Annotated in this window: 25 protein-coding genes; 12 read left to right on the top strand and 13 right to left on the bottom strand. The window is 67.5% G+C overall.

The features are described from left to right. Positions 1 to 65 precede the first annotated feature (65 nt). From resB to G514_RS30225, 8 genes are read left to right on the top strand one after another with little or no spacing between them, the layout of a single operon-like run. Positions 66 to 1655 (top strand): cytochrome c biogenesis protein ResB, encoded by a 1590-nt coding sequence (gene resB, locus G514_RS0109075; protein WP_028651496.1) that lies wholly within the window; start codon positions 66 to 68, stop codon positions 1653 to 1655. Continuing rightward, the gene (gene ccsB / locus G514_RS0109070; RefSeq protein ID WP_028651495.1) at positions 1642 to 2610 is read left to right on the top strand and encodes a c-type cytochrome biogenesis protein CcsB; all 969 of its coding nucleotides are present in this window, start codon (positions 1642 to 1644) and stop codon (positions 2608 to 2610) included. The genes resB and ccsB overlap by 14 nt, the downstream gene beginning before the upstream one ends. 48 nt (positions 2611 to 2658) lie before the next feature. Next, positions 2659 to 3039: an ArsR/SmtB family transcription factor gene (locus tag G514_RS29785; protein ID WP_084151908.1), complete on the top strand. Its 381-nt coding sequence runs from the start codon at positions 2659 to 2661 to the stop codon at positions 3037 to 3039. Next, positions 3039 to 3938, top strand: coding sequence for a cation diffusion facilitator family transporter (locus G514_RS0109065; RefSeq protein WP_028651494.1), 900 nt, complete (start codon positions 3039 to 3041; stop codon positions 3936 to 3938). The genes G514_RS29785 and G514_RS0109065 overlap by 1 nt, the downstream gene beginning before the upstream one ends. 31 nt (positions 3939 to 3969) lie before the next feature. Further along, positions 3970 to 4647 carry a methyltransferase family protein gene (locus tag G514_RS25775; protein ID WP_084151906.1) on the top strand — a complete coding sequence of 226 codons (678 nt, stop codon included), beginning with the start codon at positions 3970 to 3972 and terminating at the stop codon, positions 4645 to 4647. A gap of 52 nt (positions 4648 to 4699) precedes the next feature. After that, positions 4700 to 5173 (top strand): hypothetical protein, encoded by a 474-nt coding sequence (locus G514_RS30630; protein ID WP_051247178.1) that lies wholly within the window; start codon positions 4700 to 4702, stop codon positions 5171 to 5173. Positions 5174 to 5183: 10 nt separating this feature from the next. Then, positions 5184 to 6503, top strand: a complete 1320-nt coding sequence (locus G514_RS0109050) for a hypothetical protein (protein WP_028651493.1) — start codon at positions 5184 to 5186, stop codon at positions 6501 to 6503. A 4-nt stretch (positions 6504 to 6507) separates the two neighbouring features. Next, complete coding sequence (locus G514_RS30225) at positions 6508 to 6645, top strand: hypothetical protein (RefSeq protein WP_157544675.1); 138 nt, start codon at positions 6508 to 6510, stop codon at positions 6643 to 6645. Between the two features lie 197 nt (positions 6646 to 6842). Here the strand turns inward: G514_RS30225 and G514_RS31285 are convergent, their stop codons facing one another. The 6 genes from G514_RS31285 to G514_RS30890 form a co-directional block, all read right to left on the bottom strand. After that, the gene (locus G514_RS31285; protein WP_051247176.1) at positions 6843 to 7169 is read right to left on the bottom strand and encodes a hypothetical protein; all 327 of its coding nucleotides are present in this window, start codon (positions 7167 to 7169) and stop codon (positions 6843 to 6845) included. 732 nt (positions 7170 to 7901) lie between these two features. After that, positions 7902 to 9101, bottom strand: coding sequence for a sensor histidine kinase (locus G514_RS0109030; protein WP_245582150.1), 1200 nt, complete (start codon positions 9099 to 9101; stop codon positions 7902 to 7904). Then, on the bottom strand, positions 9055 to 9750 hold the full coding sequence (locus tag G514_RS31070; RefSeq protein ID WP_028651491.1) for a response regulator transcription factor: 696 nt from the start codon (positions 9748 to 9750) through the stop codon (positions 9055 to 9057). The genes G514_RS0109030 and G514_RS31070 overlap by 47 nt, the downstream gene beginning before the upstream one ends. 44 nt (positions 9751 to 9794) lie before the next feature. Next, positions 9795 to 10358 (bottom strand): hypothetical protein, encoded by a 564-nt coding sequence (locus tag G514_RS0109020; protein WP_028651490.1) that lies wholly within the window; start codon positions 10356 to 10358, stop codon positions 9795 to 9797. Further along, the gene (locus tag G514_RS25760) at positions 10355 to 10651 is read right to left on the bottom strand and encodes an SHOCT domain-containing protein (RefSeq protein ID WP_051247172.1); all 297 of its coding nucleotides are present in this window, start codon (positions 10649 to 10651) and stop codon (positions 10355 to 10357) included. The genes G514_RS0109020 and G514_RS25760 overlap by 4 nt, the downstream gene beginning before the upstream one ends. 234 nt (positions 10652 to 10885) lie before the next feature. Next, the gene (locus G514_RS30890; protein ID WP_028651489.1) at positions 10886 to 11149 is read right to left on the bottom strand and encodes a hypothetical protein; all 264 of its coding nucleotides are present in this window, start codon (positions 11147 to 11149) and stop codon (positions 10886 to 10888) included. 125 nt (positions 11150 to 11274) lie between these two features. On the opposite strand from G514_RS30890, the gene G514_RS0109005 reads away from it, so the two are divergent. The 4 genes from G514_RS0109005 to G514_RS0108990 are packed head-to-tail and all read left to right on the top strand — an operon-like array spanning position 11275 to position 14731. Continuing rightward, entirely contained in the window at positions 11275 to 11634 is a 360-nt protein-coding gene (locus G514_RS0109005) for an ArsR/SmtB family transcription factor (protein ID WP_028651488.1), read from the top strand. Then, positions 11631 to 13601, top strand: a complete 1971-nt coding sequence (locus tag G514_RS0109000; protein WP_028651487.1) for a heavy metal translocating P-type ATPase — start codon at positions 11631 to 11633, stop codon at positions 13599 to 13601. Before G514_RS0109005 ends, G514_RS0109000 begins: the two co-directional genes overlap by 4 nt. Beyond that, entirely contained in the window at positions 13598 to 14131 is a 534-nt protein-coding gene (locus G514_RS25755) for a signal peptidase II (protein WP_051247170.1), read from the top strand. The genes G514_RS0109000 and G514_RS25755 overlap by 4 nt, the downstream gene beginning before the upstream one ends. A 3-nt stretch (positions 14132 to 14134) precedes the next feature. Next, positions 14135 to 14731 (top strand): cadmium resistance transporter, encoded by a 597-nt coding sequence (locus G514_RS0108990; protein WP_028651486.1) that lies wholly within the window; start codon positions 14135 to 14137, stop codon positions 14729 to 14731. A gap of 303 nt (positions 14732 to 15034) precedes the next feature. Here the strand turns inward: G514_RS0108990 and G514_RS0108985 are convergent, their stop codons facing one another. The 7 genes from G514_RS0108985 to G514_RS0108955 all read right to left on the bottom strand — a co-directional run bounded on the left by G514_RS0108985 (position 15035) and on the right by G514_RS0108955 (position 22580). After that, positions 15035 to 15652: a DUF305 domain-containing protein gene (locus tag G514_RS0108985; RefSeq protein WP_028651485.1), complete on the bottom strand. Its 618-nt coding sequence runs from the start codon at positions 15650 to 15652 to the stop codon at positions 15035 to 15037. 74 nt (positions 15653 to 15726) lie between these two features. Beyond that, positions 15727 to 16170 carry a hypothetical protein gene (locus G514_RS0108980; protein WP_028651484.1) on the bottom strand — a complete coding sequence of 148 codons (444 nt, stop codon included), beginning with the start codon at positions 16168 to 16170 and terminating at the stop codon, positions 15727 to 15729. Positions 16171 to 16288: 118 nt separating this feature from the next. Beyond that, complete coding sequence (locus G514_RS25750) at positions 16289 to 18742, bottom strand: heavy metal translocating P-type ATPase (RefSeq protein ID WP_084151900.1); 2454 nt, start codon at positions 18740 to 18742, stop codon at positions 16289 to 16291. Then, complete coding sequence (locus tag G514_RS25745) at positions 18739 to 21081, bottom strand: heavy metal translocating P-type ATPase (RefSeq protein ID WP_084151898.1); 2343 nt, start codon at positions 21079 to 21081, stop codon at positions 18739 to 18741. The genes G514_RS25750 and G514_RS25745 overlap by 4 nt, the downstream gene beginning before the upstream one ends. A gap of 47 nt (positions 21082 to 21128) precedes the next feature. Beyond that, a complete protein-coding gene (locus G514_RS31340; RefSeq protein ID WP_342662572.1) occupies positions 21129 to 21509 on the bottom strand; it encodes a heavy-metal-associated domain-containing protein in 381 nt (126 codons plus the stop codon). Positions 21510 to 21535: 26 nt separating this feature from the next. Then, positions 21536 to 21814, bottom strand: a complete 279-nt coding sequence (locus G514_RS0108960) for a metal-sensitive transcriptional regulator (RefSeq protein ID WP_245582147.1) — start codon at positions 21812 to 21814, stop codon at positions 21536 to 21538. Positions 21815 to 21959: 145 nt separating this feature from the next. Continuing rightward, entirely contained in the window at positions 21960 to 22580 is a 621-nt protein-coding gene (locus G514_RS0108955) for a peroxiredoxin family protein (protein ID WP_028651481.1), read from the bottom strand. Positions 22581 to 22587: the final 7 nt, after the last annotated feature.

Raw genomic sequence — 22587 nt, 5'->3', positions numbered from 1 at the left:
GCGCTTCAACAAACTACTACCCTGCTTCGTAGTTGCTGATGTCGTCCTCGTCGCAAGGAGCTTCCGTGCCCGCCGTGCCGGTGCACCCCACCCTCCGTCCCTCATGGGGATGGTGGCGCTGGACCTGGCGCACCCTCGTGTCGATGCGCACGGCTGTCGCGCTGCTCTGCCTTCTCGCCCTAGCGGCGGTCCCGGGGTCTCTGCTGCCTCAGCGTGGGGTTGCCAGTGATCCGAACGCGGTCCCGCAGTTCTTCGTCGATCACCCTCGTCTCGGGCCGTGGCTGGACCGGGCCGGGCTGTTTGAGGTCTACGCGGCCCCTTGGTTCGCCGCGATCTACCTCCTCCTCTTGGTCTCCATGTTGGGTTGCGTTCTCCCTCGGTCCTTGCGGTTGTGGCGCAACGTCCGAGCTCGCCCGGTCGCCGGGCCGCCCCGTCTTGAACGTCTGGAGCAGCACCGCAGCTGGAATATCGAACGAGAACGGATCTCGGACGCGCGGCTAGCAGCCACCTCAGCGCTGCGCGCCGCGCGTTTCCGTGTCGACATCGATCGCGACGAGGTCCGCGCGGAGAAGGGATATCTTCGCGAGCTGGGAAATCTGGGCTTCCACCTGTCCCTTCTCATCCTCCTCGTCGGTGTCGGTTACGGAAAACTCGTCGGCTTCGAGGGGCGCGTGGTCGTCGTCGAGGGTCAGGGATTCACGAATACCCGGTCGCAGTACGACGAGTTCACGGCGGCTACGTTGACGGACTTACGTGAGCTCACGCCGTTCAGCATGACGCTCGACGCGTTCGACGTCGTGTACGCCAACTCTGGTCCCAATCTCGGGCAACCCTTGGTGTTCGACGCCACGGTCTCCGTCACCAAAGGAACAGGGGCCGGCGCGGAGACCACGATCGTGCGTCCCAACGAACCGTTGAACGTTGACGGCACCAAGATGTTCGTGACCGGCAACGGCTATGCGCCCGTCATCACGGTGCGCGACGCCAAGGACAACGTGGTCACGTCGGGACCCGTGGTCTTCCTGCCGACCGACCAGAACTATGGCTCGAGCGGTGTCATCAAAGCCCCAGACGCGCAGCCCGAGGGGCTCGCCTTCGAAGGTGTGTTCCTGCCCACTGCCGCGACAGGTACGGCGGCCCCCATCTCTGCGTTCCCCGACCTGCAGAACCCCCAGATCCTGCTCACGGGCTACTCAGGAGACCTCGGCCTCGACCGCGGCCCTCAGTCAGTCTTCGTCATCGACAAGAGCAACCTGACTCAGCTGAGCGTGGACGCGAAGCCCTTCCAGATCTCCCTCGCGCCTGGCGAGACGGTCGAACTGCCCGACGGTCGCGGCTCGCTGACTTTCGAGCGGGTCGACCGGTTCGTGAACTTCCAGGTGGCTTATGACCCCGGTCGGCAGATCGCCCTCCTCGCCGCGATCTTGCTCCTCGTCGGACTGACCGCCTCCCTGACCATCCCGCGCCGCCGCTGGTGGCTGCGAGTGGTCGAGAGCCAGGGATCGGCCCGGGTCGAGCTGGGTGGGCAGAGCCTGACCAGGCGCAGCCTGCCCGATCGGGACCTTCGACGTCTCGAGTCCGCCCTCGCACCTCTGCTCGGCGACGCATCCGACAGCCTCCACGACGACCGGAGATACGCCCATGTCCGCGACTGACCTAGCCATCTGGAGCGATCGCGCGGTTGCAGCCGCGATCATGGTGTACGCCCTGGCCATGGTGTGCCTGGCCGTGACCACCGCACGTCTGCGGTTGGCCCGGCCGGCTCCGGCCGAGGTTGTCACAGCCAACGCGGCGATGGTCTTCGGACCAAGTGCGACATCAGCGGACGAATCCACCTCCGGCGCCGCGTGGGGTCCGGGGTCAACGCCGACGCAAGGATTCCTGGAGCGGCTCGGCGTGGTTCTTTTAGGGCTAGGCGTGGTCCTGCACTCCGCCGGCCTGCTTACTCGCGGCCTTGCGGCCGGACGCGCCCCTTGGGGCAACATGTACGAGTTCACGCTCGCCGCGTCCCTGGCCGCCGCCGTCGTCCTCTTGGCGCGGATCCGGTTGGCCGCCGTTCGCGTCCTCGCGGTGTGGGTCGTCGGCATTGTCCTCCTCGCACTTGGCCTCGCCGTGACTGTGCTCTACGCACCCGCCGACGACCTTGTGCCGGTGCTGAAGTCGTACTGGCTGGTGGTCCACGTCGCCGCGGCCATCACTGGCGGCGGCATCTTCACGCTGGGGTTCGTTGCCTCGGTCGCCTATTTGTTCCGCGAGCGTGCCGAACGTAGAGGAGCCGTCCCACGCGACGGACTGCCTTCGGCCGGCACCCTGGATCGGCTCATCTACGGCGCTCACATGGTCGCCTTCCCCATCTGGACGTTTGCCGTGATCGCGGGAGCAATCTGGGCGGAGAACGCTTGGGGCCGCTACTGGGGATGGGATCCCAAAGAGACGTGGGCGTTCATCACCTGGGTCTGCTACGCCGCCTACCTGCACGCCCAAGCAACACCCAGCTGGCGAGGACGGCGAGCGGCCTGGCTCGGCGTCGTTGGCTACATGGCCTTCTTGTTCAACTTCTTCGGCGTCAACCTCTGGATCTCCGGACTGCACTCCTACGCGGGAGTTTGACCATGAGCACTGGTGGACAATGTCGGCCTCTGCCGATAACATCGGCATATGCCGATGAATAATTCTTTGCTCGAAGCGGGCCCGCGCACCCATGGCCGAGACAACCTGCGCGTCGCGGCGTGCCTGTTTCGCGCACTCAGTGACCCGTCCAGGTTGGAGATCCTGCGCCACTTGCAACTTGGACCTCATCGCGTCGTCGATCTGGTCGACCATCTCGGGCTGGCACAGTCGACGGTGTCGCAACACCTCGCCTGTCTTCGTGACTGCGGGTTGGTCCGATCCCAGCCCCGGGGAAGGGCGTCTGAGTTCTCCCTCGATCCCGACGTGCCCGTCACGCAGCTGCTCGCAGCAGGAGAGCAGGTACTGGACGCCACCGGGGCTGCCGTTGCCCTGTGTCCGACGCTCAACCAAGAGGGAGGTCTGGACTGATGGGGCACAACCATGGTTCGAGCAGCGCCTCGACGAGTCACCGTTGGCGACTGGCCGTTTCGTTCGGTTTGGTCGCCGTCTTCTTCGTGGTCGAGCTGAGCGTGGGCCTGCTGAGCGGGTCTCTAGCCCTCATCTCGGACGCCGGGCACATGGCCGCCGACGTCGTCGCCCTCGGCGCCGCGCTCGTTGCCACGAAGATCGCGACCCGCACGGATCGATCTGGACGCCGGACCTATGGCTCCTACCGCGCGGAGGTCTTCGCGTCCGGCTTCACAGTCCTCCTGATGCTGGGAGTGTCCGTCTACGTCGTTCTCGAGGGCATCTCGCGAATAGGCGAGCCGGTCGACGTAGCCAACGGTCCGCTACTCATCGTGGGTGCCATCGGCCTGGTCATCAACTTGGTGTGTCTGGTGCTACTACGCGGCGGTGCGGACGAGTCGCTCAACGTCAAAGGCGCCTACCTTGAGGTCGTAGCCGACGCCGCGGGCAGCGTCGGCGTACTCGTCGCCGGCGGTCTGATCGCCCTGACCGGCGAGGGCTACTGGGACACCGCGATCGCGCTCGCTATCGGCGTATTCGTCGCAGTCCGAGCCGTGATGCTGGGTCGCGAGGTGCTGGCTGTGCTCGGGCAACACGTCCCGGCCCACATGGATCTCAACACCGTGATCTCCGACCTCGAAGCCGTCGACGGAGTCGCCGACGTTCACGACTTCCATGCTTGGACCTTGACATCCGGAATGAACGTTGCCACCGCTCATCTGGTCCTCGCGCCGTCAGCCGACGGACAGGCTGTCCTGTTGCAGTCCCGGACGGTGCTGCGGCAGCGTCACGACGTTCAGCACGCCACTTTGCAGGTCGAGAGCAACCCCAGTCGAGAGTGCCAGGAGTCCACGTGGTGACTGAGGTGCTAGCAACCGGGCACTGGCCGTCATGAATCCGACTGTCAGCGCCTTGCTGGGCTTCCTCATCTACGTCCTGGTCGTGTTCGTAGCGCGCTCTTGGCTGCAACGACGCCGCACCGGCGATGCAGGTTTCCGAGGGATCAGCGGTCGACCTGGCTCTCTCGAGTGGCTGGGCGGCGCGGCGTTCATCGTCGCGCTGATCGGCTTTCCTAGTGGCATGACCCTTGACCTCGTCGGGCTACCGCCGTTTTGGGATGGCGAGATCACCAGGTTTGCAGTTCCCCTGGGCGCCATTCTTGCGATCTCAGGTGCCGTCGGATGCCTGATCGCGCAGCTCGGCATGGGCGCCGAGTGGCGAATCGGCGTCGATTCGGACGAAAGAACAGGCCTGATCACTGCCGGGCTGTTCCGGTGGATGCGCAATCCCGTGTTCAGCTTCATGGTCGTCTCCGGCTGTGGCCTGCTGCTGATCGTGCCCAATGTGTTGACCCTGTGGAGTCTGGTCCTCGTGATCGTCGCTATCGAGCTGCAGGTCCGTCTCGTCGAGGAGCCCTACCTGCTCCGCACCCACCCAGCAGAGTTTCGTCAGTACGCCGCGCGAACCGGTCGTTTCCTTCCCGTCATCGGCCGACTCGCCGCCGACGTCGGAGGCCCAACGGAGGACTCTGCGCGCCCCCAACCCCTCATCGACAAGACGGACTCGTGAAGATCACTCACACCGTCGACGTACCGGACACCACGACGAAAGGTCAGATCCGATGAAGCGCCCTCGCCTCTTGGCCGCCGCCCTGCCCCTCCTACTTGTATTGGGCGCGTGCTCTTCCGACGACCCGGAGGACCCCACCACCGAGGCTGCCACCACAACCCCGTCTGCTTCCGAGTCGGCGACCCCATCCAGCCCTACGCCTGGCCAGGACATCCCCTCCCCCAGCGCGTCCTCAACCCCGACGCCGACGCCGAGCCAACCGGCCGGTCCCGAGCTGGTGGTCACGATCAAGGGCGATCAGGTCAAGCCGAACAGTCAGGAGATCGATCTCGAGGTGGGCGAGACCCTGATCATTCGATTCGACACCGACCGAGACGGTGAGCTGCACGTCCACTCCACCCCGGGGCAGTACGTCGAGTTCGAAGCAGGGACGTCGACTAAGAAGCTCGTCATCAAGGCGCCAGGGGTGGTCGAGGTCGAGGAGCACGACACCAGCCACGTCGTCGCCAGCCTCGAAGTCCGGTAGGGGCGTCCCTTTGATCGAAGCCCACGGGCTCGGCGGCGCAACCGACCTGCCCATCCCAGCCTCGTTGGCCATCGCCGGTGGGGCGGCTGCGCTGGTCCTGTCCTTCGTGGTCCTCCTGCTGGCTTGGCGCGAACCCCGTTTTGACGGCCACAACACGGGTCGACAGGTTCCAGCTGCGCTGGGCCGGTTCGCCGACAGCCGCGGCTGGAAGATCACCTGCCGCGTCGTCGGCGTCCTCGGACTCCTGGTCACCCTCGGCCTGGCCATACTCGGCCCTGATTCGCTCAACAACCCCGTGTTCGGCATCTTCTACGCCTACCTGTGGGTCGGGCTGATCCCGGCGTCGCTGCTTCTTGGACCGGTGTACCGCGCCATGAGTCCGGTGCGATCCATGCATTGGCTGCTGACCCGGATCTCCGGCACCGATCCCGACGAGGCCGTGTTCTCCTATCCCGCTCGCTTCGGCTACTGGCCTGCGGCGATCGCCGCGTTTGCTTATGTGTGGCTGGAGCTCGTCTACCCAGGATCGGTCAACCTCGGCCCCGTCCGGCTCTGGATTGCCGGCTACGTCGCCGCCATGCTCGTCGGCGGCGCCATATTCGGACGGACCTGGTTCGAGCACGCGGACCCCTTCGAGGCGTTCTCCACGGTCGTCTCACACCTGTCGTTGTGGGGGCGAGACCACGACGGTCGGCTGGTGTTCCTCAGTCCCTTGCGAAACCTCGCCCGCCTGGAGCCGAGGCCAGGGCTCGTTGCGCTCGTCGCTGTTCTCCTGGGGTCGACCGCCTACGACAGCTTCCGTGGTCTCAACCGTTGGGTGCGGTTCGTGCAAGGGAGCGAACTCAACCCCACTTGGCTCGGATCGGCGGGACTGATCTCAGCGGTAGCGGTAGTCGGACTGACCTTCAGCGCAGCCACGCTGGCCGCCACCAGTCGGCCGATCGGGTTCACGCGCCGGCAGCTTCCGTCCGCACTGGCACACTCGATCGCGCCGATCATCGTGGGCTACTTCATCGCCCACTATCTGTCGTTCCTGGTCGAGTACGGCCAGGTGACCATGATCCAACTGAGCGACCCGATGAACAACGGGGCCGACCTGCTCGGCATCTCAGGTGAGGAAGCCAACTACTTCCTGTCATTGCATCCGACGCTGCTGGCCTCGATCAAGGTGCTCGCCATCGTCACCGGTCATATCGCTGGGGCCGTCGCAGCTCACGACCGAGCCCTGTCTGTGCTGCCTCGCCGCCATCAGGTGACAGGACAACTGCCCTTGCTCGCCGCCATGGTGCTCTACACCTATGCGGGCCTCTATCTGTTGTTCGGGTCGTGAAGCAATGACCGAGGACAACTCAGCCGACGAGCCGGGCCGCGACCCGCCTTCGACGTGGCTCATCTGGACCGTCTTGATACTCGTCTTTGTCCTGACAATAGCCATGTTGGTGGGACTCATCGAGCTGTTGGAGCGACTGTGACTCGACCAGTTCAGCGCAAGGCCAACGACGCGATCACCGCGTCCCTCTTAATCGATGCACGGGATGAACAAGATCAGCAGCACCTCAAGCAGTAGTGCCCGCGCCAGCGATGGATCAGTTGACGTGACAGCCGATGCGCGAGTCTCCTGGGGGGCGACAGGCCACCGCCGACGCTCAGCGACTCCTTGCCGAATAGGTCAGCGGCGCTCGTGCCCCATGCCCCCGTCGTGCGAGCCGTCGTGCGAGCCGTCGTGCGAGCCGTCGTGCGAGCCGTCGTGCGAGCCGTGGTGTAAGCCGTCGTGCACGTCGTCGGCGCCCTGGCCCCCGAAGCAGTGGTCGGTGCCCGCGCCGCCGTAGACGTCGTCGTCGCCATGACCGCCGTACAGGTGGTCGCGTCCGTAACCGCCGTAGAGGCCGTCGTCGCCGTCGCGGCCATAGAGATGGTCGGCGCCCCCGCCGCCGCGTACAACGTCGATGCGACTCGAGCCGCACACCAGGTCGTCGCCTCCGCGCGCGCGGACCACGTGACCGCCGTCGCGGATCGCGATGACGTCACGGTGGCCGGTTCCCTTGACAACATGCGGTGAGTCCGCGGTGACTACGACCGTCGCAGCCTGCCCGTTACACGTGATCGGGGCGGCGGCTGGGGAGTCGGCAGCGGCGACGGAACCAGCGGGTTGGAATGCGAAGAGCACCATCGGGGCAGTCATTGCGACTCGTAGAGTGCGCTTGTGCTGATGCATGAAGGACTCCTCATCCAGTCGGACCCCCCGGAGCCGTTGATACGGCCCAGGTGCAACAGTCCGCAGACACCCGTGCCCATCCTCGGACTCATGCGCTCTGAGCTGGAGAGCCGAACGACTCCACACCGTGGGTCGAAGCGCCCGGGAGCGCGTCCTTCCCTTCCCGGCGAGGCGTCCAGAACTGTCTGCGGGTCGGTGCCGTCGCGGGTCACCAGGTGACCGGTCGAAGATCCCAGTAGGCGAGCTCGAGGTTCACCTTGAAGTACTTGGGCCCACAGTGGTCGGTGCACATGACCCAGGAAAGGCCGAAGCTCTTCGCCATGATGCGTTGGTTACGTGATCGTTCATCGAAGCTGCTCCTGGACGCGATTGGCGGGTGTACCTCCATCCGACCCGACTGAGCCGATCGACTGAGCCGATCGACTGAGCCGATCGACTGAGCCGAAGCGTCCCTCACTCGCCCTCAGGATCGCCGTTTGCGGCGTCGTTTGGCGAAGGCGTGGGTCTGTTGAGTCACGGTGCGGCGGGCAAGGTGAGCGTGAAGGCCGCTCCCCGGCCCGGCCCGGGGCTGGCGGCGCCCAGATGGCCGTGCTGGGCCTCGGCGAGTGCGCGGGCGATGGTCAGCCCTACGCCGGTTCCGGCGGGGCCACGGAGCGGGTCGGGGCCTCGGTGGAACCGTGCGAACAAGCCCTCGGCGACCGATGGTTTGAAGCCGGTGCCGGTGTCGGCCACGACCAGGCTGACGGTGTCCGCCCGGGGATGACATGTCACCGTGACCGTGTCCCCGCCGGCGCAGTGCCGCAGTGCGTTGTCCAGAAGCTGGTCGAGGATCTCGGTGACTCGGTCGGGATCTGCCCACCCGTACACCGACTCGTGCGCCGGGCCGGCTCGGGTCTCGTCGCCACGCGCAGTCGCGGTGAGGGTGACGTCCGCTGACCGGTAGCGGGCCTGGTGGGCCGCTACCGCAGTTCTGGCCAGATCGGCGAGATCGACCCGGAGAAGCTCGAGCCGGAAGGCGCGCTCGTCGCTGCGGGAGACGGCCTGCAGGTCGCGGGTGAGTCGGGTGAGCCTCCCGGTCTGGTCGGTCAGCGTTGTCAGGGTCTCGGGGTCGGCGGGCAGGATCCCATCCACGATCGCCTCGACCGTGGCCTCCAGTGCTGCCAGCGGGGTGCGTAGCTCATGCCCGAGGTCGCTCAGCAGTCGCATCCGGTGCTGTTCGGCGGTCTCCAAGCGCTGGGCCAAGGTGTTGACCGCAGCGGCCAGCTCGTCCAGCTCGGGCCCCACCCCGGGCATCGCCATCCGGACGCCGTAGTCGCCATCGGCCAGGCGTCCCGCGCTGTCCGCCGCCACAGCGACCGGCCGGCTGATCCGTCGCGCGATCACCGCGGCGACCACCACCGCGACCAGGGAGGCGGCGAGGACGGCCGCGCTGATCGAGGTGACCAGGGCGAGGGTGAACCCCTCGTCGATCTGCGAGGCCAGCGCGGACTCGGCGCTGACACCGGCATCCTCCAGGTGGCCGCGGAAGACCACCGGGGCGGTCACGAGTGCGACCAGGAGCAGCGTGCTGGCACCGGCCAGGATCACCAGGGCGATCGCGACGAAGATCCGCGTCCCGAGCCCGGCCCTGCGCCAGGAATAGCCGGGCCAGAAACGCAGCCGCACCTCAGCCGCCGCCCATCTTGAAGCCGACTCCTCGCACCGTGACCACATAGCGTGGTGCGGAGGCGTCATCGCCGAGCTTGGCGCGTAGGTGGGAGACGTGGACGTCAGCCAGGCGGTCGTCACCGACATAGCCTGGGCCCCAGACCGACTGAATCAGCTGGCCCCGGGTGTGCACGTGCTGGGGCCGACTCGCCAGATGCAACAGGATGTCGAACTCGGTGCGGGTCAACTCGACCCGCTCCCCTGCGACCCACGCCTCACGGCCGGCGGCGTCGATGCGCAAGTCACCGATCTCGACAACCTGGCCGGCGTCCTCATCGGTCGCGTCCGCGTCATCGTTGCGGGGTCGGCGCAGCACCGTCCGGATCCTGGCCACCAGCACTCGTGGGCTGAACGGTTTGGTCAGGTAGTCGTCAGCGCCCACGGACAGACCAATCAGGGTGTCGACCTCGTCGGTGCGGGCCGTCAACATCACCACATAGGTGTCGGTGAACCTCCGCAACTGGCGACACACCTCGATCCCGTCGAGGTCGGGCAGCATCAGGTCGAGCACGATCACGTCGGGATGCTCTGCCCGCGCCAGTTCGAGTGCGGTGGTCCCGTCGGCGGCCTCGAGCACGTCGAAGCCCTCCTTGACCAGGTACGCCGCGACCACGCGCCGGATCGCGTCCTCGTCGTCGACAACGAGTGCGCGCATTGGCTCCCCGCGGCGGGGCGGGGAGCCAGGGGGTCTCGGAATGCTCACCGGTAGCCGGTCGGCCGTAGTTGTCCGAAGATCGTGGAGGTGTCGTCGTCGACCATGATCATGGCCACCACTGTGCCGCCTTGCGAGGCCAGGAACCGGTAGCCCATCGGCATGGCCACGGGGTCACCCAGGCGGGCCGAGGTGGCGTAGCGGTCCAACCATCGCTGCGCGACCTCGCGTGCCTGCGCGGCGGTCACCGGGCCGGTGCCGTTCCATCCATAGGAGTGTGAGTCGCTCCAGCCATCGCCCGACCAGCCATCCGGCCAGTCGTCCGTCCAGGCTTGTCCAGATGACCCGGACCCCATCATCCAGCCGTAGCCGTCGCCCCCCTCGCCCATCATCGAGCCGCCCCAGCCCGGGTCACCCAGGTCCGGGTCCACCATCCGACTGTTCCCGGGGCCGCCATAGGAATCGTCGTACCGGTTGGCGTAGCCCGGCTGGTGGCCCACCGATCCCCGGTCACCGGAGGCGGCCACCGCGATGGCGGTCCCCACCGAGGCCAGCAGTAGCAGCACCGCAGCCACCAGGGCCATGGTGGTCCTGCTCCGTGTCGTGGTCATCTCGGCTCCCTCGTCTGCCCCTCGCCGCGCATCTCGCTGAGCGCCGAGCGCCGAGAACGGTATGTCTCCTCGTCGATCTCCCCGGTCGCGAACATACGGTCCAGGATCTGCTCGGGCGTTTCGCGTACTGCGCCCGACGACTGGGTCGAGCGCGGGCCGCTTCCGGCGGGAAGGAGCTTGACCACCAGGAAGACGATCAGCGCGATCAGCGCCACCCAGAACACCAGCATGAACATCCACATCACCGGCCCGAAACCACCCATGTGGTCCCCGTCATACCAACCCATCATCACCGGCTCCTCTCCTCCGCGCCCTCCGGCTCCCGCCGGGGCTCTACGACCAGCATGCGCAGCCCACCTGCAACTTCTGATCGAGGAACCGTGTAGTTCCCGTTGAGATCCGCCCGACGGTGCCCCGGGTGTAAGGCGTGCATGCCGTGTTCATGGGCTGGATGGTGAGTATCGGTAGCCGGGTGCTCTGGCCGGCGTGTAGATCGTGAACGTTGTGGACGTCTAGAAGCGCCAGCATCAGGTCCACTCGCCCCAGCGGAGTCGAGCGATGCCCGTGACGAGCACGGGCTCGGCGCGGAGTTGTTCCTCCTCGGTGCGCAGCCGCAGTCCGGCTTGGACGGCGTAGCCGCCGGCGATGATGCCCAGGATGCTGAAGGTGCCGGCGAGGAACCCGTCGCTGGCCCCGGCGCGGCCGCCGACAGCGAGCCACCGAGCCGCCGCAGGGTGGGCGCCTCGTACCAGCGTTGCAGCGCCCGGCGAGCCGGACTGTCGACCACCCACGTCTCGGTCTTGTTCATCAACATCGCGCACAGACACCTCTCTCCGAGGACGCCCAAGAGTCAGCACGAAAACCAGGTGGCATCCGGATTTGACGATCTATCGACGCCGCAAGGTATCATCCGGATATGGCGATGATGCAAGAGGAGCGGGCGACGTTGGCCCCGGCAACGGCTCTGTTTCGCGGGCTGGCCGATCCGGTACGGCTGGCGATCGTGCGGCAGCTGGCATCGGGGGAGGCACGGGTGGTGGACCTGGAGCGCCGACTCGGGCTAGCGCAGTCCACGGTGTCGGCGCACCTGGGGTGCCTGCGCGAATGCGGCCTGGTCGAGTACCGAGCCGTGGGCCGGCAGTCCTTCTACTCGCTGACCCGCCCGGAGCTGATGGACCTGCTCACTTCGGCCGAAACCCTGCTGGCCGCAACCGGGCAGGCGGTGGCTCTCTGCCCCACCTACGGCACCTCGACGGCCACGAGGGAGACCCGATGAGTACGGCTTGCGGCTGCGCCGACGACGAACCCCGAAACGACGAAGGTGAGTTGGAGGAGCAAGAGCCCGAACGTCTGTGGGAGGTCAGCGAGCTGAGGTTCGCAGCCCTCGCCGGACTCTTGCTCCTCGCCGGCTACATCGCCCACCGCGCCGGCGCCTCCGAGGGTGTGGTGACCGGGCTGAACGCCGTTGCCCTCGCCCTGGGGGCCTGGACCTTCGTCCCCGGCACCCTGAGGCGACTGGCCATGGGCAAGATCGGCGTGGGCACCCTGATGACCATCGCCGCGGTCGGCGCGGTCATCCTGGGTGAGGTCGCCGAGGCCGCAGCGCTCGCGTTCTTGTACTCCATCAGCGAGGGCCTGGAAGAGTACGCCGTCGCCCGCACCCGCCGCGGTCTGCGCGCTCTGCTCTCCCTGGTCCCGGCCGAAGCCACCATCCTCCGCGACGGCGCCCAGGTCACCGTCCCTCCGGCCGCGCTGGCAATCGGCGACCTCCTGCTGGTCCGGCCCGGTGAACGAGTCGCCACCGACGGCGTGATCCGCACCGGCCGCACCGCCCTGGACGTCTCCGCCCTCACCGGTGAGTCGGTGCCGGTCGAGGCCGGCCCCGGTGACGCCGTCTTCGCCGGCTCCATCAACGGGACCGGCGTCCTCGAGGTGGAGGTCACCACCACCGCCGAGGACAACTCTCTGGCCCGGATCGTCACCATCGTCGAGGCCGAACAGTCCCGCAAGGGCAACGCCCAACGACTCGCGGACCGGATCGCCCAGCCGCTTGTGCCCGGCATCATGGTTCTCGCCGCGATCATCGCGATCGTCGGCAGCCTGCTCGGGGACGCTGCGACCTGGATCGAGCGCGCGCTTGTCGTTCTGGTTGCCGCCTCTCCGTGTGCGTTGGCGATCTCCGTGCCGGTCACCGTGGTTGCCGCGATCGGCGCCGCGAGCCGCATCGGAGCCCTGGTCAAGGGCGGCGCCGCCCTGGAGGCGCTCGGCCGGATCCGGGCCGTCGCTCTGGACAAGACCGGCACCCTGACCCGCAACCAGCCCGCGGTGGTGGAGGTCGCCACCGCCACCGGCCACACCCGCGAGCAGGTCATGGACATCGCCGCCGCCCTTGAGTCCCGCAGCGAGCACCCGCTGGCACGCGCCATCCTCGCCGCCGTCCCCGACCACCGCGACGCCGACGGCGTTGAAGCCGTCACCGGCGCCGGCCTCACCGGCACCATCGACGGCCGACCCGCCCGCCTGGGCCGGCCCGGCTGGATCCCCGCCGGCGCCCTCGCCGAGCCCGTGACCCGGATGCAGGCTGCCGGCGCCACCGCGGTGCTGATCGAGTACGACGGCGCAGTGATCGGTGTCGTCGCGGTCCGCGACGACCTGCGACCCGAGGCCGCCGAGGTGGTCGCCCGCCTGCGCGCCGACGGCTACCAGGTCACCATGCTCACCGGCGACAACGAACGCACCGCCACCGCATTGGCCGCCCAGGCCGGCATCACCGAGGTGCACGCCGAGCTCCGCCCCGAGGACAAGTCGGCCATCATCCACCGGCTCCGCGAGGACCGACCGACCGCGATGGTCGGCGACGGCGTCAACGACGCCCCCGCCCTGGCCACCGCCGACGTCGGGATCGCAATGGGGGCGATGGGTAGCGACGTAGCGATCGAGACCGCCGACGTCGCTCTCATGGGCGAAGATCTGCGGCACCTGCCGCACACCCTGACCCATGCCCGCCGCGCCCGGTCCATCATGCTGCAGAACGTCGGCCTGTCCCTCGTGCTGATCGCCATCCTGATCCCCCTGGCCGCGCTCGGCGTGCTCGGGCTGGCCGCGGTCGTGCTGGTCCACGAGGTCGCCGAGATCTTCGTGATCGGGAACGGCGTGCGTGCCGGGCGCGTCCGACCTCTCCCTCCCGCGCCCGTCTCCATGCCCACCACCGTTGCGGTGCCGGCCGATGCGGTGGCCAAATGAGCCGAGGTCCCGACACGTCGATCAGGCGCGAGCGCACGGGCCGCGTCTTGGTCCTGCTCACGGCGGCGACATTCGCAGGGATTGATCTGGTCGCGAAGGCGGCATCCGAGGTCCGGCTGGCCAGCTCAACAGTCGACCTCGGACTGCTCCAGCTCCAGCTGGCCTACAACTCCGGTGTGGCGTTCAGCATGGGCAATCGACTGCCTGCGGGCGTGATCGTGGCGATCACCGCGGCTCTCGTCGTCGTCATGACGGCGTACGCGTGGCGCTGGGCCCCCCGAGCGGGCCTGGTCGAGCGGATCGCTGCAGGCGCCGTCATCGGCGGCGCTCTCGCGAACGTGCTGGACCGCGCCCGCGACGGTCGGGTCACCGACTACCTGCACACGGGCTGGTGGCCCACGTTCAACCTCGCCGACACCTTCCTGGTCTGCGGGTCCATCGTGATCGTGCTCGTGCACGCTCGGCCGGAGCCGGCGACTGACACAGCCATCTCGCTGACGACGGATCAGGGCGCCGACCCCTCCGTCTAGGACATGAACGTGCTCTCGTCCGCCCTGCAGGCCGTGGTCCTGTTCCTCGTCACCAACATCGACGACATCATCGTGCTGTCGCTGTTCTTCGCACGCGGAGTGGGGCAACGAGGCACCACGGCCAAGATCGTCGTCGGGCAGTACTTGGGCTTCGGCGGCATCCTTCTGGCCTCGCTGGCGGTGACCTTCGGGGCGAGGCTGTTCCTTCCCGACGATGCCATTCCGTACTTCGGCCTGATCCCACTGCTGCTCGGCGCCTTCGCGGCCTGGCAGGTGTGGCGCAACGGAGACGATGACGACGACACCCTGGCCGACAGGCCCGTCAGCGCCCTTGCGGTAGCCGCAGTCACCTTCGCCAACGGTGGGGACAACATCGGGGTCTACGTGCCGGTCTTTCTCGCAGTGGACACCGGCGCCCTGGTGACCTTCTGCGTCGTCTTCCTGGTCCTGGTCGCCGTCTTCGTCCTCACGGCGGGGTTCGTGGCTACCCGCACGCCAATTGCCGAGGTGCTCGAACGGTGGGAACACATCCTCTTTCCCCTCGTGCTCATCGGCCTGGGGCTCGTCATCTTGGTCGAGGGCGGAGCGTTCGGCGTCTGATCGGCACGCACCCCATTTCTCACGCGCCAATTGGTTCAACCCAGCCCTCAGCCGGGGAGGGCAATACCCCTGGGCGGTCTTTGGGATCGTATGGCCCTATGTCTGCGTGGAGAGTACGTGGCAGATGTCGTCGTCTGCGCACTCGGCGGGATCCAGCAGGTAGCTGCGTTCGAGCAGTGCTTCGAGCTCGACGACGTGGGGTCGCTGTTCTGCATAACGAAGACTCCTAGCAAGGAAGGCCAACGAGGCAGACCGATCGGGGTGACGATCTGCCCCGCTGACGCTCGGAAGCTTGGACGGCTACTAGCCGTCCAGCAATGCCTGCATCGTGTCGATCTCGGCCGTCTGGGCCGCCTCGATCTCCTCGGCCAGCTTGATCGCAGGCGAGTACTGGCCGTCTTCCTGCTCGGCCTTGGCCATCTCGATCGCACCTTCGTGGTGCTCGATCATCATCGTGAGGAACATGTCCTCGAACTCGACGTCGCTGGCCGACTCGAGCTCGGCCATTTCTTCGTCGCTCATCATCCCGGGCATGTCCACACCGGTGTTGTCTTCGTCCATGCCCTCCATGCCATGTTCGCCTTCGTCGGCGTTGGCGTGGTCGTTGACGGTGGCAGGGATCGGCTCGTCCCACTGGGTCAGCCAGTCGGTCATCGTCTCGATCTCCGGAGCCTGTGCCATTCGGATCGCCTCGACGACAATCTCGAAGTCGGCGTCGAGGTCGCGGCCCACCGACAGGTCAACCATCGCCAACGCCTGCGCGTGGTGCTGGATCATCTCGGTCGCGAAGGCGACGTCCGCGTCGTTGTGGTCGGTACGGGTGCTCGAGCTGGTGTCAGGCGCGGTTTCGTCGTCGCCACAGCCGCTCAGAACCAGGCTGAGGCCGATCAGAAGTGCCGCTACGGCACGGGTGGTACGCATTCGCATCCTCCTTGGATGACGTCATATGGGTGAGTGGCCTGCGGGCGCGCAACAACACGCGCCGAGCAGTCGGCTCAGCACCTGATGACGGTGAATGCGAGCGTTCGTGGCGGCCCGTTGTCAGCCACAATCAAAGACGGGCGCCACCGGCTCATGCTCATCGGGAGCAGCGCGATCGGACGATCGACTCGACGGCGACGCAGCAGCATCAGGATTGCCCCGGCACCGAACAGCATGGCCGCGCAGAGCAGCAGCATCTCGTCCAGGCCGCCGGCTGGATGGTCGGTGACCTGCAGAACCTTGATGCCGGTGTACGCCGACGCAACGGCGTCCGCTAGGTGCTCACCGGTCTGATCGGTCGTATGAGCCACCGATGTCGACACAGGCGTGGTGTGCGGCGGGGTCGGACAGTGCTGCATCAGGGCATGCATGCCGACGATCCCGAAGATCACCGCAGCCACGCAGGCAGGCAGCAGCCGCTGGTGACGGTGGCTGACGGTCCTGCCCTGGTTGGACACGGGGTCATCCTATGGATCGTCGCGAATCTGTGGAGCCAGCAGGTCCGTTGCACCGCTCGTACGGACGTGCCCCATTCTCAGCTTCGGGCTGATGACCTTTCGCTCGGCGGTCGCCACGTCACGGGGTCGGCTGAAGCTGCGAGCGCTTAGCGGGTTGGGCCCCGGAGGGCTGTGCAGACAGCCGAAGTCGCTTGAGCAGCAGTGCGTTGACTGCCACCAAGAAGCTAGACCCAGACATCGACAGGGCAGCGATCTCGGGTCGCAGCACCAGGCCGAACGCGGGTTCGAAGACGCCGGCGGCGATCGGCAGCGCGATCGCGTTGTAGCCGACGGCCCATCCGAGGTTCTGTCGCATCTTGCGCAGGGTGCCCCGTCCGATCGTGAGCGCCACGGGCACGTCCAGGGGGTCGGACCGCATGAGGACGACATCGGCGGCCTCGATCGCGACATCGGTGCCGGCGCCGACAGCGATGCCGACGTCGGCCCGCACCAGGGACGGAGAGTCGTTGACGCCGTCGCCGACCATGGCGACGACCCGCCCCTCGCCCTGGAGTCGCTGCACGTGGCGGGCCTTGTCCTCGGGGAGCACCTCGGCGATCACGGTGTCGATTCCCAGCTCCTCGGCGATGCGTTCGGCGGTCGCCTGGTTGTCGCCGGTGAGCATGACGACCCTGATGCCGGCCTCGTGCATCGCCGCGACGGCGGCGGCCGAGGTCTCGCGCACCGCGTCGGCGATCCCGATCACCGCGACGGCCGTGTCGTCGACGCCGACGAACACGGCGGTGCGGCCACCGGCGGCGATCTCGTCGCGCTTGGCCGCGAGGGCCTCGACCGAGATCCCTTCGGACTGCATGAGGCGCAGGTTGCCGATCGCCACCTTGTGTCCGTCGACCTCGGCCAACGCACCGATCCCGGTGACGTTGCGGAACCCGGTGGCGCGCAGGCGTGGGACGCCTTCCGCGTCGACATGGCGCACTACTGCCTGGGCGAGCGGGTGCTCGGACTCGCGTTCGAGAGCGCCGGCCAACGCGAGGACACGTTGCTCGTCGACACCGGGGCCAACGACGACGTCGGTGACTTCTGGCTCACCTTTGGTCAGCGTGCCGGTCTTGTCCATCACAACGGTGTCGATGCGGGCCGAGGTCTCAATCGCCGTGGCGTTCTTGAACAGGATGCCGCGCTTGGCGCCCAGCCCGGAGCCGACCATGATCGCGGTCGGTGTTGCCAGGCCGAGGGCATCGGGGCAGGTGATCACCACGACGGTGATCGCGAACAACAAAGCTGTCTGCACGCTCGCGCCCGCCGCCAACCAGACCAGGAACGTTCCGACCCCACCGACCAGGGCGACCAGAACGAGCCAGAACGCGGCCTTGTCGGCCAGTCGCTGTCCGGGAGCCTTGGAGTTCTGCGCCTGCTGGACGAGCGCGACGATCTGGGCCAGGGCGGTGTCGGCTCCGACCTTGGCGGCCCGGACCCTCAGGGTGCCGGTGGTGTTGACCGTGGCTCCGATGACCGGGTCGCCCGGCAGCTTGGTCACGGGGAGGCTCTCGCCGGTGACCATCGCCTCGTCGACGTCGGACTCACCCTCCTCGACGACCCCGTCGGTGGCGATCTTGGCGCCGGGGCGGATCAGGAGCAGGTCGCCGACAACGACGTCTGAGGTGGAGATCTCGACCGGTTCGCCGTCGCGGATGACGAGCGCCTGGGGTGGGGCCAGGTCGAGCAGGGTTCGGATGGCGTCGTTGGCGCCGCCACGGGCGCGCATCTCGAACCAGTGGCCGAGCAGCACGAACGCGGTCAGCACCGTGGCCGCCTCGTAGAACACCTCGCCGCCACCGGTCAGCGTGACTCCGAGCGAGTACGACCAGCCCGCTCCGACGGCGACCGCGACGAGCACCATCATGTCGAGGGTTCGTGCGCGCAGGGCCCGCCAGGCGCCGTCGAAGAAGATCCAGGCGGAGTAGAAGACGACCGGCAGCGACAGCAGCAGGCTGAACACGTCGTCGCGGAGGCCGAAGGGGGCGGCGGTGTTGAAGTTGAGCACCTCGCGGCCGATCGGCGACCACAACAGGATGGGGACCGAGAGAAGGGCGGCGACGAGGAACCTGTTCCGCATGTCGCGAACCATGTCGGCCATCGACATCGACCCGTGACCGCCGTGGCCCATCGCGTCGTGGGGCGAGCTCACCGGGGATCCGGGCGCCATGGCGTGCCCCGCGTGGGCGTCATGGGTGACGCGCTCGTCCAGTCCGGGAGCCGCCGTGGGTTCGGTCATCGGGTCGCACACGTGGTGAGGGACCGACTGGCCGGCGCAGTGGAAGCCGCACTCGCGCACCCAGTCCCTCAGTTCGGTGAGGTTGGTGCGTTTCGGGTCGTAGGTCACGGTGGCGGTCTGCGCGACTGGGTTGGCGTCGACCGAGTGGACCCCAGGTCGTCGTGACAGGACGGCCTCGGCCACGTTCTTGCTAGTGGCCCATTGGACCCCGGACACCTCGAGCACCGCGGTGGCGGTTCCGCTGCCTTCTGCTTGTTCGTGGTCGTGGCGGCGCTCGGGGTGTGCGTGCGCGGTCATCGGTCTGCCTTCCTGGGGAGGACACCGGCGGCGGCCCGGTCGTGACTTGCGTCCGGGTGAGGTGTGGGGGTCGTGGAGACGGCCTGGAACCGGCGCAGCCGCAGGCTGTTGGACACCACAAACACCGAGGAGAAGGCCATGGCTGCGCCGGCGATGAGGGGGTTGAGCAGGCCGACTGCCGCGAGAGGTAGGGCGGCGACGTTGTAGGCGAAGGCCCAGAACAGGTTGCCTTGGATGGTGCGCAAGGTGCGGCGCGAAAGCCGGATAGCGTCGACGGCGGCGCGGAGGTCGCCGCGCACCAGCGTCAGGTCGGAGGCCTCGATGGCCACGTCGGTGCCAGTGCCCATGGCGATGCCTAGGTCTGAGGTGGCCAGCGCGGCGGCGTCGTTGACTCCGTCGCCGACCATCGCGACGGTGCGGCCCTCGCGTTGGAGACGTTCGACGACCGCGACCTTGTCGGCCGGCAGCACTCCGGCGATGACCTCGTCGATGCCCACTTCCGCGGCGACGGCACGGGCCGCACGTTCGTTGTCTCCGGTGAGCAGCACCGGCCGGAGTCCGAGGTCCTTGAGCTCGGCAACGGCCTGGGCGCTGGTGGGCTTGATGGTGTCGGAGACCACCACGACACCACGAGCCGCGCCGTCCCAACCGACTGCGATCACGGTGCGGCCCTGTTGCTCGGCAATATCGACCGTGTCAGCCAGGCGCTCGTCGAGAGGTTGGCTCCACTGGGTCGCCAGCCAGGCTGGCCGCCCGGCCACGACCGCGTGACCCTCGACGACGCCCACGACTCCGAGACCTTGGGTTGAGGTGAAGCCCTCAACTTCCGGCAGCCGCTTGCCGAGGCGGTTCACCGCCCCGGTGGCGACGGCCTGGCCGATCGGGTGCTCGGAGGCGTGCTCGAGCGCGCCGACCAGGAGGAGCAGCTCGTCGGGGTCGACACCGGCGGCGGTGATCACGTCGGCGAGCTCCATCCGTCCGGTGGTCACGGTGCCGGTTTTGTCCAGCACGATGGTGTCGACGACCCGGGTGGACTCGAGGACCTCGGGACCCTTGATCAGGACGCCTAGCTGGGCGCCGCGGCCGGTCCCGACGAGGAGGGCGGTCGGGGTAGCCAGGCCAAGAGCGCAGGGGCAGGCGATGATCAGGACCGCGACCGCGGCGGTGAAGGCAGCGGTGACGGTGTGGCCGGTCAGCAGCCAGCCGCCCAGGGTCGCCAACGACAGGGCGATCACGATGGGCACGAAGACTGCCGATACCCGGTCAGCGAGCCGTTGGACCTGGGCTTTGCCGTTCTGGGCGTCCTCGACGAGTCGGGCCATCTGAGCCAGTTGGGTGTCGGCTCCGACCCGGGTGGCGGAGACCACCAATCGGCCGCCGGCATTCACGGTGGCACCGACGACGCTGTCACCTGGGCTGACCTCGACCGGCACGGGTTCCCCCGTGAGCATCGAGGCGTCGACGGCGGAGGTGCCCACCTCGACCACTCCGTCGGTGGCGATCTTCTCTCCAGGGCGTACGACGAACCGGTCGCCGACGACGAGCTGGTTCACGGCGATGCGCACCTCTCCCCCGTCACGAAGAACTGCGACGTCCTTCGAGCCCATGTCGAGCAGGGCACGCAGCGCCGCACCTGACTGTCGCTTTGCGCGCGCCTCGAAGTAGCGGCCGGCGATGATGAAGGTGGTCACAGCCGCGGCCACCTCGAGGTAGATGTGGACGCCAGCCTCCCCGTCGGGGAAGAGGTCGAACGGCATCCGCATCCCGGTCATGCCAGCGTGGGTGAACAGCAGTGCCCACAGCGACCACAGCCAGGCGGCCGAGACCCCTACAGAGATCAGGGTGTCCATGGTGGCCGCGCCGTGCCGGGCGTTGGTCACCGCGGCGCGGTGGAACGGCCAAGCGCCCCAGACGACGACGGGTGAGGCCAGGGTCAGCGAGATCCACTGCCAGTTGTCGAACTGCAGCGCAGGGATCATCGAGAGGGCCAGGACCGGCACGGTCAGGGCGGCCGAGACGACGAGCCGTTGCCACCAGCCCGCGGCAACGGCGTCGCGAGCGTCCGGCTCGGTGTTGGTCGGAGCCGCGTCCTCGCGTCGTGGAGTTGGCACGGTCGCGGTGTAGCCGGTTGCCTCGACCACACCGACCAGCTCGTCGGTGGTGAGGGTGCTCGGGTAGCTGACCTTGGCTTTCTCGGTGGCGTAGTTGACCGTGGCTGAGACGCCGTCGAGCTTGTTCAGCTTCTTCTCGATCCGCGCGGCGCAGGACGCACACGTCATCCCACCGATGGCGAGCTCGACGTCGCTCAGGTCACCGGTTGTGGTGGTGTGACGTGTCATGGCTGTCTCTCCTGCAGGGATCGTGGTTGGACCCGGGGTTTGGCTCCTCAGGTGAGCTGGTAGTCGCCGGCCTCGTCCAGGGCGGCGGCCACCTGCGCCTGGTCGAGCGGCTGGGTGCTGGTGACGGTGACGGACGAGGTGCCGCCGGCGACGAGCTCTACGGCGACGTCGATGACCCCATCGAGGGTCTTCAGCTCGCTGGTGACGGCACTGGCGCAGTGACCGCAGGTCATGCCGGTGACGGAGTAGGTATTGGTGGTCATGTCGGCCTCCTTCGTTGTGGTAACGGCGGACGACCCAGCGGCGGTGCCGGTGGATCGTCCGGTCTCGTTGCCGGTTTCGCAGCCGCATCCCCCGCAGCCGCACCCACCACCGGCATCGAAGGTGTCGAGCAACTGGAGATCGTGGCTGGTGTCTGTCGTGGGCATCGGTGCTCCTTGATTGGGCGGATGGATCATGAGCGGACAAGTCGTCGGATCGCTGCGGAGGCCTCGTTGAGCTTCTGCTTGGCCTCGGCAGGGTCGGTGGCGTGTGTCAGACAGTGCTCGAGGTGCTGGTCGAGGAGAAGCAGGGCGACGCCTTCGAGAGCCTTCGTGGCGGCCGAGACCTGGGTGAGGATGTCGATGCAGTACTGCTCCTCGTTCACGAGGCGCTGCAGGCCGCGGATCTGGCCCTCGATCCGACGAAGCCGGCTCAGGAGTGCCTGCTTCTCGGTGATGTATCCCGGTTCCATGGCCATGGCGATCCTCTTGACTGAGTACCCCGTTGGGGTATGTGACCCTCTAGAACCAAGGTACCCCGGGGGGGTACTAGGACAAGAGTCTCGAGAAGACCTTCACCGAACCTTCATGAAGGCGGCGGTTCCCCCGGTTTGAGGGTCAGGCTCCAAGTCGGTTGCGGACTTCATCGAGCAAGGCGTCGGGTGCCAGCCACATGGAGGGGTACTCGCCGTACCAGCGTTGCTGGCCCTTCTTGTCGATGAGCACGAAGCTGTGGCCTGGCAGGCCGCCGTGCATGCCCTTGCCGAGAGTGCCGTAGGCCTCGGACACCGTGCCGTCGTCGAGCAGGAAGGGGGTTGTGACTCCATTGGCGGCCATGTCGGCAGTGATCTGCTCGCGGGTGTTCATGACGATCGGCAGCACGGTGACGTCCTCCCGACCGTAGGCGTCGGCCATCTTCTCGATCTCACCCATCTGGACGATGCAGGACTGACAGCCGGCGCCCTCAGAGAAGTACAGGAGCACGTTCTGGCCGCGGTGCTGGGCCAGGGTGTGCTGGGTGCCGTCGGTGTCGATGAGAGTGAAGTCGGGGGCGGTGCGGATCGCATCGGATGACTCGGGCCGCGACGTGAGCATCATGGCCGTGACAACCGCGACGAGCGCCAATGCGGTGGTTGCCCCGATGCCGATGCGCAACCGACGCCGACGCGCTGTCCGGGCGGCCTGTTCGGCGCGCAGGAGGCGTTCCTTGCGCGATTGCTCGGCGGCTTTGTGCGACATGACGTGT

Origin of the sequence: Nocardioides halotolerans DSM 19273, from assembly GCF_000422805.1 — a bacterium.
Classification (GTDB): domain Bacteria; phylum Actinomycetota; class Actinomycetes; order Propionibacteriales; family Nocardioidaceae; genus Nocardioides; species Nocardioides halotolerans.
Note: the sequence above shows the minus strand (reverse complement) of the source record. Positions and strands in the feature narration are given on the sequence as shown.